The following is a 14,919-nucleotide window of genomic DNA, read 5'->3' as shown; positions in this document are numbered from 1 at the left end:
TCTCGACAGCTAGCCAGAGTAGCAGGAAGGCGCCGTGCATACCTGATTGTAAACGTAGGCGCTAAACGTGGACCCGAGCCACTTCAATCCATTCAGTCCGATTGCTCCGCGACTTTGCTCGGAAGTTGTTCCCGGGCAACAAGGGGCCGAAGGGTTGAGCATGCTTGAGCGCTGCCGTCAGAGCCAGGCGCAGGGTACTTCGCGAGCCACAGAGACCAACTCTGGCCAGCCAGTGTATCAGCCGGCTGCGTCGCCAAAATCGAGTTTCGATCAAGACGAGATTTGGCGATTGCATGACGCGGAACAACCCGCCGCTGCGCCACACAATGCCAATTCGACGGACTTTTGGGTGGAGGTGGATCAAAGGGGCCAGTTGTCGGCCGATAGTTGGATACGGCAAATCTTTGGCCGGACCTGGGTTCACCAGCTCATTCGCCAGCGTCAAGCGTCAATCAAGCAAGCCGCATTCCCCTTTAAGCAAGCGCCTTGGGGATCGTTGTTGGGCCAGCCGGATCCAGCAGCATACGCCCCGGAACTGGAACACGGCGAGCGACGGACGTGCGTGGAGCTCATGCGCGGAATGCACTCGCAGAACGTACTGCCCAGCGTCCCGGCCGCAGACAAATCTCACCGTCATGGCGTTCCCTACATGGCGGTGTTTGGCGCGAAGGGGCAGGCAACATGGCATTCGAGCCTACCGAGCCTGACCAGGTGGTTGCCGCCCGACATCAGGATACATCGAACGATCTGCGGTCGCGCACACGATGCGTTTCGTTGTCGCGGCTGGCGCCATGTTTTTCAATCCGCGGGCTGCGTTCCTGCAGCCGCCCCTCGTGACGCAACGCAAAGGATTTCCTAGCATGGGTACTCGAAATTTCATCGCAGCAGCGGCCTCCCTCGCCCTGATGGTGACGGTTTCGTCACCCTCCGGGGCCCGCGGCCCCTTCACCAACGATACGGCCTCGCGCACCCAGGCGCTGGCCCTGCTGGAAACCCTCAACGCTGATCTGCTCAGCCACCCCAGCGCCACGCTCACGTTGGAACGATGGTGTGGTGACCACGGGCTGGCGCCGGAAGCGAAAATCGTCGCCCATCGCGTGAAGGGCGACGACAAACTGCTGCCGGAAAATGGCCGTGAGGCATTGGGCATCAGCGCTGACGAACCCGTGCGGTACCGCCATGTGCAGCTCGCCTGTGGCGCGGTAGTGCTCTCCGAAGCCGATAACTGGTACGTCCCGTCGCGGCTCACACCGCAGATGAACCAGATACTCGACACCACCGACCAGCCCTTCGGCAAGGTGGTCCAGCCACTGCACTTTCGCCGCCAGACCATTAGCGCCGAGCTGCTGTGGTCGCCGCTGCCCAAAGGATGGGAGATGGACGCGCCGCTGCCGGCGGAGGGCAAGGGGGTGCTGGCCATTCCCCACCAGGTGCTTCGGCAGCGGGCCGTCCTCTATAGTGGAGGGAACCAGCCCTTCAGCCTGGTGGTGGAGACCTACACAGCTGAGGTCCTCGCCTTCGGCCGCCGCTGAAAGATCACGAATTTTCACTTGCGGGCTGGTTGCCACTTATCCGAATCAGAACAGCAAGACGGCAGGGTGCGGTGGCTGCATCGCAAGGAGTGTTTGTGATGGGAATATCCGGGGCGGTCTAAGTGCCGAAGCGCGCCATGGTGATCACCGCCAATCTTTCACCTGCCTTTGCCGCCGCGAGCGCGATCTGCGGCAAGACCGCCAACCAAAGTATATCACGACAGCCCCACCAAACTCACGGGGTGGCCTATGTCACCCAGGAGAACCGCGCGCAGGACTTCATGTATCTGAACTTGCCCATGCCGGCGATGCCCTGCGCCTCCCTGTGTAGGACTTCACCTTCCTGAACCGGAAAACCCGTACAGACCGACACCCCGCCGCTGGCGGGCAACTCTCCTATTCCGCCAGTTAATGGGGTGCGTCAAACTCGTGCCGTTAGCCAAGCCGGACTCGGCGATTTTTCGCTTTTGTATGGTCTAACACCGAAGTATTGGTAAGAAGTCGGCCTGACCTAATGGCCTGTCAATGTTGCAATTGTTACAAAGGAATACGCATATGGCGACTGGAACAGTGAAGTGGTTCAACAGCACCAAGGGGTTTGGATTTATCCAGCCCGACAATGGCGGTCAGGATGTTTTCGTCCACATTTCCGCTGTCGAACGCGCGGGCCTTTCGACCCTCACCGACGGCCAGAAGATCAATTATGAGATCGAACAGGACCGTCGCACCGGCAAGTCCTCCGCTGGCAACCTTAGCAAAGTTGGCTGAATCTTCTCCAGCGGCCGGCAGGAGCCTGCCGGACGCGCCACGCCCCGGATGCGAACGAGACACGGGCTCGACCGCAGACCGGGGTAGCAGATTGTTGCCAGCCGCCGCGAATTATTGTGAGCCAAGGACGTTTGCGAGTGAAGCCGAGCTGGTCCCAGGCTGAACGAAACCGCGAACTACATGTTGCCCGATCCCTCTCAAAGCCAGCCCTCGGAGAAGACGGAAGTGTGATCGCGGCCGCGCCGTCCTCACCCGACGTTGACGAAATGGGCCGTTTCGCTCGCTGTCGAGAGGGGCAAAGTCCAGACAAAGGATCTACCGATACCGGTGTTTCTCTCAGTGCCTCGCCCGGCTTGGGGGGGAAGGATTGTTACCCGCGGAAACCGACAGCTCAAGCTTGCCCACTTGGGCGACAAGGGAGCAGCCGTAATAGCCTGAGTTAGCCGAGCCGCTTAGGTGAGGGTCCTGTCTTCGAAGTGCACGCCTCGCGGCCTCGAGCACCTCCTGAATCGCCGCACGATCATCGGGCGGCCGAAAGCAGAATGTCTTTGACGGCAGCGCTGGCGGTCTAGCTTTCGTCTTGGTCGTGGCGGCGAACTTTCTCGTGCCGCTGCAAAAGGCAGGCCAGATTCCTGTGGCCATTCGCGCAACCTGGCACGGCGGCTCCAAAGCGATTTGGGCGGTGAACGCCGCCCGGACGTCATTGCGTTCTTGACCGAGGTGCTTGAGGTCGACGCCTGGCAACTGCTGGCGCAAGTACGTCGCCACCGCGACCGTCATCAGGCACCGCTATTGATCAGCCGCGTCCTGTCGGCGTACGGGCCGAGGCCGGAGCCATGGAACTTGGCCTCGTTCAAAGCTCAAGCCTATAAGCGAAACGATCCGTCGGGCCGGCAATCAAGGAAATGGACATGCCACGCTGCGGCACGAGCTCACGAACAAAGCGGCTGGCTTGCGCTGGCACTCCGAGCGCGAGCGCTCCCATTTCCCCGCATCTTCGGTTCTGCTCATGGTGCTTAGCTGCCAATGCCGCTTCCAAACGCGCGCCAGCAACCCGGGTGGTGTAGTGTCCCGAGGTTGGGCCTCGACGAGCGGCCGGGCGGTCGTCTCAGTCTAGCCTGCCTCTACAGGCTGCATGGAAGACGCAAACCAGCCTCTCGCTCATATCGAAGTGGATGTGGCGGACATCATGATCGCATGCGAGTCTTCTGATTCGACTGTGGCGACGGTGTTGTCTTGCGTAGGCTCGGCGCAAGAGCTTGGCTCGCCTCCATGTTGACGCTCGGTGCGAAACTCGGCGCAGGTAAGTCTGCCACGCTGGCTTAGGCTTGTGTCCAGCTGTTGCAAAGGCATGTTTGGATCTAGTGCGACTGCCGGCGCCAGGCCCTGTTTCCAGACGAGATAAAGCACTGCCAAGGAATATGCGACCTGCATGAGCAAAAAGCACAGACCGGCTTGCACAAACATGGCGATGAACGAGCCGGTCAGGCAATACGTCGCGACCGCAAATACGGCCAACGTGCCGACCATGCCGCTAACAAATCGGGCTGCGGCCATTTCCTCAATTCCACCTTTCGCTTGTAGAACCCTCGGCTGGTTGAGCCGCGTGTTTAAAGAGTACGAACAAATAATCCCGCTGGGGGCATTGCCCTGACATCGCAGGCGCAGCAGCTGAGACAGCTTCGGGTTCAACGTGGCTGTCGCGGGCTCGGCATTGGCGAAACGGCCCCGGAGTGGGCGATGTCGCGCCTCGATACGGAAACCAGATGACCGTCCGGAGCAAACACGCGAACCAGATTTTCGATCGCTGTTCACAGTTCCGCTATGCACGGGAGATGACAAAGCACGTCGCCCAGGACGATGAGGTCGAACACTCCCTGCCTGAGCTGCGTTGTTCTTCGTAGACCACCCAATCGATGTGCGAAAAATCCGCATGCGCAGGCGCGTCAGGGAAAGCATTTGCGGCTCGACGTCCATGACCGTGACCATTCGCACAGCGCCGCCAACTGCTCCGTGAAAGCCTTGGTCCCCACCCGGCCTGAAGCCGCGGGCGAGGGAACCCTCGCAAGATGCGACCCGCACAACTACCTGGGCCTGCGAGCTGGGATTTTGTCTGGCAGTGCGAACCGGCGTGCGCATTGTCCAATTGCGAGTGGAAGAGGAGCGAGATCTGTCCCGCCACGCAGACGTCCTAATCCATCGCGCCTCAGGGGGCACGAACAGATCTCCTGCGGCGACTTCCTGAAGCACCGGGTACGCTCTTTCGCTTTGCCATCGATTGATCAGTAGATAATTGTAGCCGTTCCTAATTTATAACTGTCGATCGGAACAATGGATTGTTTGGATGCAAGACATCGAAGCGGTAGATGTCTGAGCGGACTTGAATGACCAGCTCGCGATCCCTTTGTGGGCTCTCATTTGAGCGAGCATTTCGGGGAGTTCACGCAGGGCCACATAGCCATCGAATTCGGAACCATAAGATTTCGGCTTCCGTGGCCCAACGGTCGCTAAAGCCGCGCTATGCCAGGAAGCCCGCGTCACTATGCGGCCAAGCACGACGGTCGCGGCATCGTGCAGCCCCCCTGACCCGCAAACTTGCGGAGCGCTGCGATGCGCGGCTCCTGCAAACCTTGTGCCGCCATTTCCCTCACGTGCTCCAGATTGAACCTTCTGGGCAAATTCGCGACAAAGCCTGGTCTGAGTCATGGGCGCCTAGACATCTTCTTAGCGGACCGCGTCCGTCGACGAACGAGTACGGCTCGGGACATCACCGCAGCAGTATCACGAGCGACGTCTTGTTCAGCTCTTGCCCGCGGCTTTATCGGCCTCAGTTCTGCGGCCATCATTCCTGGTGGTCGAATCGCGCAGGGCCTCGGGCCGGCAAGTCAGCGCTTTACAGCGCCATCTCATCACTTGCCGCGCGTGATCCTTACGCCTGTGCTCCAGCAGATGCAGGCGATGCTGAGGAGCGCCGCCACTCCACGGGGACAACGGCGACAGCACCGGCACCACGCTCGCAGACGACCGGTTCGATGCCGCTCAAGTCTCTGCCCTTTAGCAGTGACCAAGCATCACGCATGCTCTCCGGTGCGGCGGCCGGCCATGTCGACAGCCAGAGTTTCGCCCGCAAGGCAACCCATTGCACCCATCCTCTGGCGAAATAGGGCAGGGATAGTTCTCGCGCTCGCGGTCGTTAGTCAGATTTGTGGGCAACACGACAGTATCCGCTCGAAACACGACAGTATCAGCTCCGCTACGAGCTCGTCGGAAGCGAATGGGTGCTGTTTTTCAATCTCCTTGCCTTTGGCACGACAAATGCAACGCTGCTCGCGAAGCTTCCGGGGAGCGGCTGATGTGCAATCGTCGAGCGCGCAAACGGTGGAGCAACCGGCGGTGTCAGATATCAGGAGAGAACATTGATGACAAAAGTGCGGATGGCTTCGGCGCAGGTCGCTACAGCGTTCACCGTCCTTATCGCAATTAGCCAGCAAGCCTTGGCGGCAGACCCTGTGCAACCTTACGTCGCACAGGACCAGGGGCCGGTTGAGACGCCAAGTCCATGGCAGATCCGCGTCCGCGCGTTGGGAGTGAAGACCAACGATTCAGGTTACGTCGGCGGGATTGCCGGTTCCAATCTCTCCTATTCAGACACCATAACCCCGGAATTCGACATCTCCTATTTCTTCACAGAAAACATCGCTGCCGAACTCATACTTGCCACCACCTCCGCCAAGGTCGACGGCGCCGGAGCGATCGGCGCGCTGGGGAACGTCGGCAAAGTCTGGGCGCTGCCACCCACCCTCACGCTGCAGTATCATATTATCCAGTTCGGGGCCTTCCGACCCTATGTTGGGGCCGGCCTGAACTACACCGTCTTCTACAATCAGAGTGTCGGCAGCGCGGATGCTCTTCATGTGAAGAACACATTTGGCGCCGCCCTGCAGGTCGGCTTCGATTACATGCTGGACCAGCACTGGGGGGTCAACTTCGACGTCAAGAAGCTTTTCCTGGAACCAGATTTTACCGTCAAAGTGGCTGGCACAGATCTGAAGGGCAAGGCCAAGCTTGACCCCTGGCTAATTGGTGCAGGCCTCACATACCGCTTCTAATGGGTCGGCGTGTGAACCTACGGCACCGATTTCGGACAGGCGAAAACGCCCGATGAGGGAGCTGCGACGCTGACATTCTGGCTCTGTCTTGTGGGGATATGTCGCCAGCAAAACGAGCCTATGTGCAACCTGTTCAATGAGGCGCCACGTGCAGAGTCCTATGATGAATACCGACGTTTTCGCGGCTTATGAATCTAACGTCCGTCGCTACAGCCGGTCCTTTCCTACAGTCTTCAAAAGGGCCCTTGGAGCGACAATCTGGGACGAGGCCGGTAAGCCATATATCGATTTCCTCGTAGGGTCGGGCGCCCTCAATTACGGTCACAACAACCCGAATATTATTGCGCCGGCGATTGAGTATCTCGTCGGCGAGAACATTCTTCTGTCCCTCGACATGTATACGTCCGCAAAGCGCGAATTCATTGAAACGTTTGTGGATTCGATCCTTAAGCCCAGGGGGCTTTCGTATAAGATACAGTTTCCTGGGCCGACCGGCACAAACGCTAACGAAGCAGCGCTTGCGCTGGCGCGAAAATATACCGGGCGCTCGAGCGTCATGGCGTTCACGAATGCGTTCCATGGCATGTCGCTGGGTTCTTTGGCGGTGTCGGGTTCGGCATCGACCAGGGAATTGGGCGGTGTTGCTCGCCACGATGTGATCCGTGTTCCCTATGACGGATATCCGAACCAAGATTTCGATTCCGCCGGCTACATAGACTTCGTCTTGGGCGATCCAGGCAGCGGCATTGAAAAGCCAGCCGCTATCATTCTGGAGACCATTCAGGCGGAAGGCGGCATGAACACGGCATCTGCTGCTTGGCTCACGGAAATTCAGCGCATTTGCCGCAGGCACGGCGTTGTTTTGATCGTCGACGACATTCAGGCGGGTGCGGGACGAACGGGCGAGTTCTTCTCATTCGAGTTCGCGAGTATTGATCCCGATATCGTATGCCTTTCAAAGTCCCTCAGCGCGTCAGGTAGCCCGTTCTCCATTGTTCTGATTCGCCCCGATCTGGACATTTGGAATCCCGGAGAACACAGCGGTACGTTCAGAGGCAACAATCTCGCCTTCGTGACTGCAGGGGCGATGTGCAGACTGTGGTCCGACACGCAGTTCACTGCAGGCGTTGAGCAAACAGCCGCCAAACTGCAAAACCACCTCGATAGCCTGATTGCGAAATTTCCCACGTGCATCGAACAAAGCCGCGGCCGCGGTCTGATGGCCGGTCTCAAATGCCGCTCACAGGCCGTTGTTGGCCGTGTGCATGATGTCGCATTCGAAAATGGCCTGCTGATCGAATCGTCAGGACCAAATCGCGAAGTCATCAAAGTCCTACCACCGATAACCATCACCGACGACGAACTTGATCATGGCATCGCCATCCTAGATCACGCATTAAAGGAGCAAGCCAATGGGCACTAACCAAGCATCTCAGGCGCCTGCCATCTCGCCTCCTACGATCATGGAACGAACCGGCTCAATCAGCACTGCGGAAATCATCTCAGTCCTGAAGGGTGAGATCACCGCTCTGCACATCAAGCAAGCTTTCAGTACGGAAATAGCAGAAGAAATCACCACGAACTTTGTTAGCAGCCCCGGCCTCGGGGAACGCAAAGACGGCGTCCCCGGCCAATATGTCGGCGCATCACACTACAGGAAGGATGCAGCCACGTATTTCGCAGATTCAGAAACTGCGCGACCCCACGTCGATGCCCTTTTCGGCAATTTGGTTGATCCGGTCCGATCAGTATTCGACGCGTTAAAGCGCGAGCTTCACAACCAGGGCATTGAATTTCGGTTAGCTCGCTCGGAGCAGGGGCAGGCCAATGTCTGTCGCGCTCTCAGCTGGTCTGGCAGTGGCGCGTATTCATTGGAGCCGCACGACGATGTCGCTCAAGTGCTAAGCGCCGGGAACGATTACGAGCTTTCTGCGGTGGCGCAAAACACCGTCGCGGCACTCAACTTCTACCCTAGCATGGCCGAGCAGGGTGGAAATCTGCGGCTTTGGAGCCACAAGCCCACGGTTGTCGACCGCAAGTCGCAAGGTGTTGAGACCACGGGATATCCCTATTCGACAGCCTATCTTGAAGACGTTCCTCATCGCGAATTCCAGCTCAAAGCCGGGGACATCGCCCTGATCGACGGTGGTTTCGTTCACGGGGTCACCGGCCAATCCGGCAACGGAAAGCGGCGGTTGGTGCTCAACAGCTTTTTCGGGTTTGCGCGGTCGGATCTTGTTCTTTGGTGGACTTAAACTTGGACGTGCCAGCCAGTGATCCCGCTCGGTCATAAGAAAACGCATCAGCCTCATGTTAAGTCCCGGCTTTGCTCGCCCGATCAACCAAGCGTCGGGCTGTGCGGCCGAAACCTGCCGACGACTCATAGGGCGAGAGCCCTTTGAGGGTCCTGAGCCTACCGGCCGAAGTTGTAGCGTGAGATAAGTCGGCGGGGTGCTGGCGGGGTGATCGTGGCGCTCGTAGTTGAAGCGCCTGACGTTCGCATCCTTGATGGTCGGGCTCATCCTCTGGTGACTGTCCGGTATGTCCCTGCTGGTCCTGTTTCGGAACGGGCCTCGTGGTGAGCCCATCCGGGACGTGGGTGAACTACCCTCCTGTGGAGACCGCCATGGCGTTGAAGCCAACGACGCAGCGACGAGCGCGTCAGCTGCGGGATCGTCGGCTCTAAGGCATTGAGGCAGTCGTCGCGCAGCAACAGAGTAGCGCCGCAAAGCGACAATGACGGCCTCTTCCTCGGTGAGAGCACCGAAACGCGGAGGTTCAAGAAGCGATCATCTGGAAGTGTAACTTGATACGCATTTGTGGGGGGGCGCCGAGTTCATAGATGTTATTCTGGAAACGCCAATGACGCTAACTTGAAGCGGCGGAATGCATTACCCCGAGTTCGGCTTCTTTATTGCGCTGCCGTCACAGTAACAACGCAAAAATTTAAACACAAATAACTTCCTCAGCCGCGATGAGATGCTAGAGCTCTGATTTTGTTGGCCAGCCTAGGCGTAATTACGTGGCCCGAATAGACGGAAAGTGGTCCGACCGCGGCACATCCAACGCAAAATGGCTACGGAGTAGAGAGTGTGAAACGCCCACTGATAACCGATGTGTCTCAACTTCGAGGTCTCCCAACCAGAGTGCCCGACAAGTTTCGCTCGGTCCCGGCAAAGCTTTTCCCTGATCCTGCCAGCGAGGCTTTTGCGGTAGAGTTCGGCCGATTTCTCGACCAGACCGATGGGGTTGGCAGATCCGATCGTCTGTTCGAGGTGTTATCCACTTTTGCTCTGAACTTTGATTGCCATTGGATCGCCTATGGCCATCTTGCGCCAGACCAAAAGTCCTTAGAGCCGGTCCGAGGCCTGCCAGTCGTCATGCTGAAGTACCCTGATGAATGGCAGGAGCGCTATTTTGAAATGCGTTACGAAAGGATAGACCCGATCATCAAGACCAGTCGAAAGCGGTCAAGCGCTTTTCAATGGAGCGAGGTGTACAACGACGCCAGCACGACTGACGACGAGCGGCGCTTTTTTGATGAGGCTGCAACGTTCGGCTTGAAGTCAGGCGTCAGTGTTCCATTGCACGACCCCGACGGCGGCTTGGGGATCATGAACTTTGCTCAAGCCCGGGACGGTGAGTTCGAGAATAGAACAATCACGTACTTGCAACTTGCGGCGGTACATTTTCATCAGAAGCTTACTAACCCTGACAATTTGAGCAACATCGAGGATATGACTAATCTTTCTACACGAGAAAAAGAGTGTATCCTGTGGACAGCCAAAGGTAAATCGTCATGGGAAATAGGCGTAATACTAGGGATATCCGTAAATACTGTCAACTTTCACATAAAAAATGTAATGCGAAAAACGGAATCCGCCAGGAGGACAACCGCAGCTATAAAAGCGATAAAAGCGAGAATTATAGAGTTGTGAACTTACGCGATTCGTGAATGGCCGTTATGACTAAGTATGCATTCGTTACAACGTGGCTCTGCCTCAGTCTCGGGTGCTCGGGATTGCTTCCGACGGCCAAGGCACTTGCGGCAGGACGAGGGCATACTATGCCGGCCCGCGCCAAACGAAAACACATACGTCGCGCACAACGATGCAGGCTACTGAATTTTCCAACCTCACAATACCAAACCACCTAAGGGTTGAACAATTATGGCTACTCTACCAAAAGTTGCGAAACTGGCAGCCGACGCACGCCAGGCTGAATTCTGCCGTCACTAAAATCCAGGATCCGAGGATCGCACTGGATGATCTTGCAGGCGAAGTTCTCGAGGTTACGCGCATTCTTGCGGATGAGAGGAGGGCAATGTGCTCATCGTCGCGGAGGAAATGGCATTCGCGCGGGAAGTGTCCGATAGCGCGATTTTTCTCTGTGGCGCCAGTGTGCGAGGCAGAAGTGCGACCGCGCAAGTGTTCGTCGATCCCACATCAGATCGGTAATGCGTTTTGTAAACGGCTTTCCGAAGTAGGTATTGGCCCTTTGGGCCGAGAACATGGTCAACTCGAGAGCTAGAGCGCGTCCGCGTTGCCGCCAGGGCAGAGGACTTTGAAGAGGACAAGGGTGGGAGCAAAAAGAATGCTGAACGATCGACGTTCGCACGGGCTTTGGGAGCTGACAGCTCCGCCGGCGCCTGCGACGGAGAAGCTGGCAGGCGACCTCGTAGCCGATGTCGCGATTGTTGGAGCCGGCTACACCGGGTTGTCCACTGCGCTGCACCTAGCCGAGCGGGGCCTGGACGCTGTTGTGATCGAGGCAGCCGAAATTGGTTTTGGCGCCGCCGGGCGAAGCACCGGATTGGTGAATGCAGGCCTCTGGGTGATGCCCTCGGCGCTCAAGGAGACGCTCGGTCGGGTTTATGGCAGTCGCCTGCTTAATTTACTGCGCGATTCTCCACGCACCGTGTTCGAGATCGTCGACAAGCACAACTTGCAGTGCGAGCTGAAGAGGGCCGGCACGATCCATTGTGGAGCCGATAAGAAGGGCGTTGCTGAGATCGCGGAGCGGGCTCGGCAGTGGCAGGCGCTCGGCGCCCCGGTGTACATCCTCGATTCGGGGGATACGCGTGCCAAGACAGGCACCGCGGCCTTCCCCGCAGGCCTTCTCGACCTCCGGGCCGGGACGATCCAGCCGCTCGCCTATGTGCGCGGCCTCGCCGGCGCGGCGATTGCCGCCGGCGCGACCGTCCTCACGAGGAGCCCGGTCGAACACATCGCGCGCGAAGGCGGCGTCTGGCGGCTCGCCGGGCAAGATGGAAGCGTCCGGGCCAAGTGGGCGGTTCTTTCGACCGACACCTACACGTCTCGCATCTTCCCAGAGCTGCGGGGCGAGCAGGTAGTGCTGCCCGTCTTCCACGTCGCGACTGCGCCGCTGAGCCACACAATTCGCCGCACGATCCTGCCCGAGGGGCACGGTGCGTGGGACACCCGGAACGTGCTGACCGCCTTTCGTACAGATAATGCCGGCCGCCTCATCGTCGGCAGCGTCGGCGCACTCCGCGGCACCGGAATCGCGATCCATCGAAACTGGGCGAGGCGGCGTGTCCGGGCGCTCTTCCCGCAGATAGGTGAGATCGAGCTGGAGCATGAGTGGTATGGTCGGATCGGCATCACGACCAACCATCTGCCCCGCCTTCATATCCCAGCGGAAAACATGATCGCGCTGACGGGTTTCAATGGACGAGGTATCGCGCCGGGTACGGTGTTCGGCTGCGAGCTCGCCCGCTGCATCAGCGGCGAGCTGCCGCTCGATCGAATGTTTCTGCCCGTATCCCCAGCGCAGAGCGCCCGCTTCCGGGCAATCAGAGAGGGCTACTATGAGCTCGGCGCGCAGATCGCGCATCTGCCGCCAACGCGCTGATCGCCGTCGCGGGCGCCATCTGGCATGTTTAAGTAAGTAACCGTGTCATTTTTCTAGCCGTCACCCCAAACCCGCGCGCTTGCTCCATCGCAGAAGACATTTCATATCTGCGTTGCAACAACTGGGAGATGCTTCAGCTTGGAAGTGCGTGACGAGCCTGTGGCGACGTCCCGTGGGACGACGGTCAATGCGATCTCGTTGGCAGGCCCGATGCCGGGCGAACTTCCCCAAGTCCGTTTAGCAGATTGAGACGCCTCGCTCCCCTGACTCCATCATGCGGCGGCCCTGCGCCGACCGCGAAGAGAAGCGACTGACCCGCGGGGACGCCGATCCGAAAAAAACGCAAGAGGAACTAACCTCGACAACCCCAATCAGAGAAGCCTGCTAATCGTTTCTGACGCCCTTTTCCGGCAGCGATGCAGATCCAACGTTCAAGCACGCTTGAACCGGCCCCGACGACCAAACCGGCAGTCGTGTACTCCCGTGATACGGCATCTAGGAGATGAAACGGTAAGGGCAGGGTTGGCAGCTAACGTTTACCCACTCGTATTGGTAGGTATGACGAGCTTGAGAACCAGCTATGTTCGCTTTCATCTAAAATGGAACGTCCTTTAGAAGACGCACCTTGCCGAGCGCAAGGAGGTTTCCGTTCTCTCGAGCAAAGGGACACGTAGTGGCAAAAGTATCATTAGATATGGGCGAGGCCTTAATAGCTGCTCCGCGGACGAGCAGGTTTGCGGCGAGAACTTGAGAATCATAGGTGAGCCTGCGGTCAACACCAGGTGTCGACTTCTTTATAGTCAGCATTGCAGTCGAATCACGGTCGAAAACTTAATGCCGCCCCCTCATCAGAAATGTAATCTCAGCATTAAGAAGGTAGACACCATGGTCAACAGGGTCTTTGATCGTAGCAATGCTTTGTATGTCAAGAAGGTTCCCGTAAAAGGTCGTGGTTTATTCGCGAATACCCCGTTCAGAGCTGGGGATCTAATCGAGCGCGCTCCAACGTGGGTATTCGGCGACATAGAAGCAAACCTTATAGATCGTACTGGAATACTTGAGTATTATTTCGTCCGATTTGACAAAAAAAATAAGAATGAGCCAATAGCTCGGTACGTTGTTTTTGGTCTTGCTTCGCTGGTGAATCACTCTTTGCGTCCTAACGCACAAACGGTTTGGACCGATGAAGACTCCGGCGCATGGGCCAGCATTGTGGCAGTTAAGGACATAAAGGTGGATGAAGAAATAACACAAACGTATAACAACCTCACAGATTACCCCGAAGCTATAAAGTTCATCGAATGAAACCGAACCATTGCCTACGATGACCGAATTGATCTTGGGTGCAATGGCCATAATAAAGAGCAATACCTGCTGATGCAATTAAACAATTGACGCAGAAACAAAGATATAGGACAACGAGTATGCATGATGCTTTTCCATATGACGAGAGTGTGGCTTCCACATATGAACAATTCACCAGCTTATTAGGTAAAGCCGCGGAGGCATGCGAAACTGCTGACTTTCTCGAGCGATTTTCCAAAGGAGGGTGTGCTCTTGAGCTCGGAATTGGCAATGGGCGCGTGGCGGTGCCGTTGAGCGAGCGCGGTGTCAAAGTCGAAGGCATCGACAATTCGGACAGTATGTTAAAACTTCTCGCCAAGCGTACCGATCTGATCAAAGCTTGGAAGGGGAACATTGCCGATTTCGGCTCAGAGCGGCGCTACGATTTGGTCTATTGCGTCTATGGCACATTCACGCTCCTCTCCAGGCGCGAAGAGCAAATAGCTTGCCTTCGTTCGGCTGCTGAGGCGCTAAAGGAGAACGGAGCTGTAGTAATCGAAGTACGCGTTCCATGTTTAGATGGTTTTGTCGGCGGCCAGAATATTACCACTACGTTCGTTGATCAGGAGAATACATTTGTCAATGCGATGCTCCACGACCCGATACACCAGCATTTGACCTCAACAATACTGTGGTTTTCTGGCGCGTCGGTCAAACGTTTACCGCAGCGCGTTCGGTACATTTATCACCAAGAGCTCGACACCATGGCCGAGTGCGTTGGGCTGAGACTGGCGGAGCGTTGCGGAGATTGGGCAAGGGGCGCGTTCACCAAAGAGTCCAAAGGCCATATCTCAGTTTACCGCCGAACCACCTTGTAGCCTGCCTCTGAGCGTTCATTCCTAGCGATAGTAGAGCCTCGGCGGTTTGTGATCCGATCGCGATCTTTAGGCATCGGTTGGCCGAACGTTGCATGACCCCCGCCACGTCGATGTTTGGTCGCAACCGGGCAAGTCGCAGCGGCAGCCAGCTACTCACGCGAGCAGGCACGCGCAGATCCATGGCAAATCATACGCCTTGCGAATCCGATCGAGGCGCTGACCTTCAAGCTTTCGCCGTAAAACCAATGACGACAAGCGGCCGCACGCACAAGATTCATGACAGTGCCGCCCCGTCTGGGTTCGCATAAGGTCAGTCCCCGCGTTCGTTCGCGGAACATTGCCCTCGGCATACGCAGCTTGAGATCCAGTTCCTTGCTCGACCAACTGCACGCGCACCCTCAGCAACGAGGGTGATCGATGCGCCACGACGAAGGTGGCGCACAACCCCACGGATCATGTAGTCGAGTCGGACGT

Annotated in this window: 11 protein-coding genes and 1 pseudogene; 10 read left to right on the top strand and 2 right to left on the bottom strand. The window is 57.5% G+C overall.

All coding sequences use genetic code 11. From position 1 onward, the window contains the following. The first annotated feature begins 860 nt into the window (after window positions 1-860). The 3 genes from AC04SG_RS19100 to AC04SG_RS19090 all read left to right on the top strand — a co-directional run bounded on the left by AC04SG_RS19100 (window position 861) and on the right by AC04SG_RS19090 (window position 2,300). Complete coding sequence (locus AC04SG_RS19100; RefSeq protein ID WP_488552306.1) at window positions 861-1,532, top strand: hypothetical protein; 672 nt, start codon at window positions 861-863, stop codon at window positions 1,530-1,532. Between the two features lie 122 nt (window positions 1,533-1,654). After that, entirely contained in the window at window positions 1,655-1,879 is a 225-nt protein-coding gene (locus AC04SG_RS19095) for a hypothetical protein (protein WP_488552305.1), read from the top strand. A 208-nt stretch (window positions 1,880-2,087) separates the two neighbouring features. Beyond that, the gene (locus AC04SG_RS19090) at window positions 2,088-2,300 is read left to right on the top strand and encodes a cold-shock protein (RefSeq protein WP_488481525.1); all 213 of its coding nucleotides are present in this window, start codon (window positions 2,088-2,090) and stop codon (window positions 2,298-2,300) included. Between the two features lie 1,161 nt (window positions 2,301-3,461). Here AC04SG_RS19090 and AC04SG_RS19085 read toward each other — a convergent pair. Then, window positions 3,462-3,992 carry an exopolysaccharide production repressor protein gene (locus tag AC04SG_RS19085; protein WP_488552304.1) on the bottom strand — a complete coding sequence of 177 codons (531 nt, stop codon included), beginning with the start codon at window positions 3,990-3,992 and terminating at the stop codon, window positions 3,462-3,464. 1,727 nt (window positions 3,993-5,719) lie between these two features. Between AC04SG_RS19085 and AC04SG_RS19080 the strand changes: the two genes are divergently transcribed. From AC04SG_RS19080 to AC04SG_RS19070, 3 genes are all read left to right on the top strand, one after another. Continuing rightward, the gene (locus AC04SG_RS19080; RefSeq protein WP_488552303.1) at window positions 5,720-6,409 is read left to right on the top strand and encodes an OmpW/AlkL family protein; all 690 of its coding nucleotides are present in this window, start codon (window positions 5,720-5,722) and stop codon (window positions 6,407-6,409) included. A gap of 163 nt (window positions 6,410-6,572) precedes the next feature. Continuing rightward, on the top strand, window positions 6,573-7,832 hold the full coding sequence (gene ectB, locus AC04SG_RS19075; RefSeq protein WP_488552352.1) for a diaminobutyrate--2-oxoglutarate transaminase: 1,260 nt from the start codon (window positions 6,573-6,575) through the stop codon (window positions 7,830-7,832). Next, on the top strand, window positions 7,822-8,664 hold the full coding sequence (locus AC04SG_RS19070; protein WP_488552302.1) for a 2OG-Fe(II)-dependent halogenase WelO5 family protein: 843 nt from the start codon (window positions 7,822-7,824) through the stop codon (window positions 8,662-8,664). The genes ectB and AC04SG_RS19070 overlap by 11 nt, the downstream gene beginning before the upstream one ends. A 368-nt stretch (window positions 8,665-9,032) precedes the next feature. Here the strand turns inward: AC04SG_RS19070 and AC04SG_RS19065 are convergent. Next, window positions 9,033-9,162 (bottom strand): annotated as a pseudogene (locus AC04SG_RS19065) (IS481 family transposase); the annotation flags it as partial. 393 nt (window positions 9,163-9,555) lie between these two features. On the opposite strand from AC04SG_RS19065, the gene AC04SG_RS19060 reads away from it, so the two are divergent. The 4 genes from AC04SG_RS19060 to AC04SG_RS19045 all read left to right on the top strand — a co-directional run bounded on the left by AC04SG_RS19060 (window position 9,556) and on the right by AC04SG_RS19045 (window position 14,445). Further along, the gene (locus AC04SG_RS19060; RefSeq protein ID WP_488552301.1) at window positions 9,556-10,347 is read left to right on the top strand and encodes a helix-turn-helix transcriptional regulator; all 792 of its coding nucleotides are present in this window, start codon (window positions 9,556-9,558) and stop codon (window positions 10,345-10,347) included. Between the two features lie 655 nt (window positions 10,348-11,002). Next, window positions 11,003-12,283, top strand: coding sequence for an NAD(P)/FAD-dependent oxidoreductase (locus tag AC04SG_RS19055; RefSeq protein WP_488552300.1), 1,281 nt, complete (start codon window positions 11,003-11,005; stop codon window positions 12,281-12,283). An 885-nt stretch (window positions 12,284-13,168) separates the two neighbouring features. Next, on the top strand, window positions 13,169-13,588 hold the full coding sequence (locus AC04SG_RS19050) for an SET domain-containing protein-lysine N-methyltransferase (protein ID WP_488552299.1): 420 nt from the start codon (window positions 13,169-13,171) through the stop codon (window positions 13,586-13,588). Between the two features lie 119 nt (window positions 13,589-13,707). Further along, window positions 13,708-14,445 (top strand): class I SAM-dependent methyltransferase, encoded by a 738-nt coding sequence (locus AC04SG_RS19045; RefSeq protein WP_488552298.1) that lies wholly within the window; start codon window positions 13,708-13,710, stop codon window positions 14,443-14,445. The last annotated feature ends 474 nt before the right edge of the window (window positions 14,446-14,919 follow it).

It is taken from the genome of Mesorhizobium sp. CNPSo 4684 (assembly GCF_057784315.1).
The sequence above is the reverse complement of the archived record's forward strand: the minus strand, read 5'-3'. Positions and strand labels throughout refer to the sequence as shown.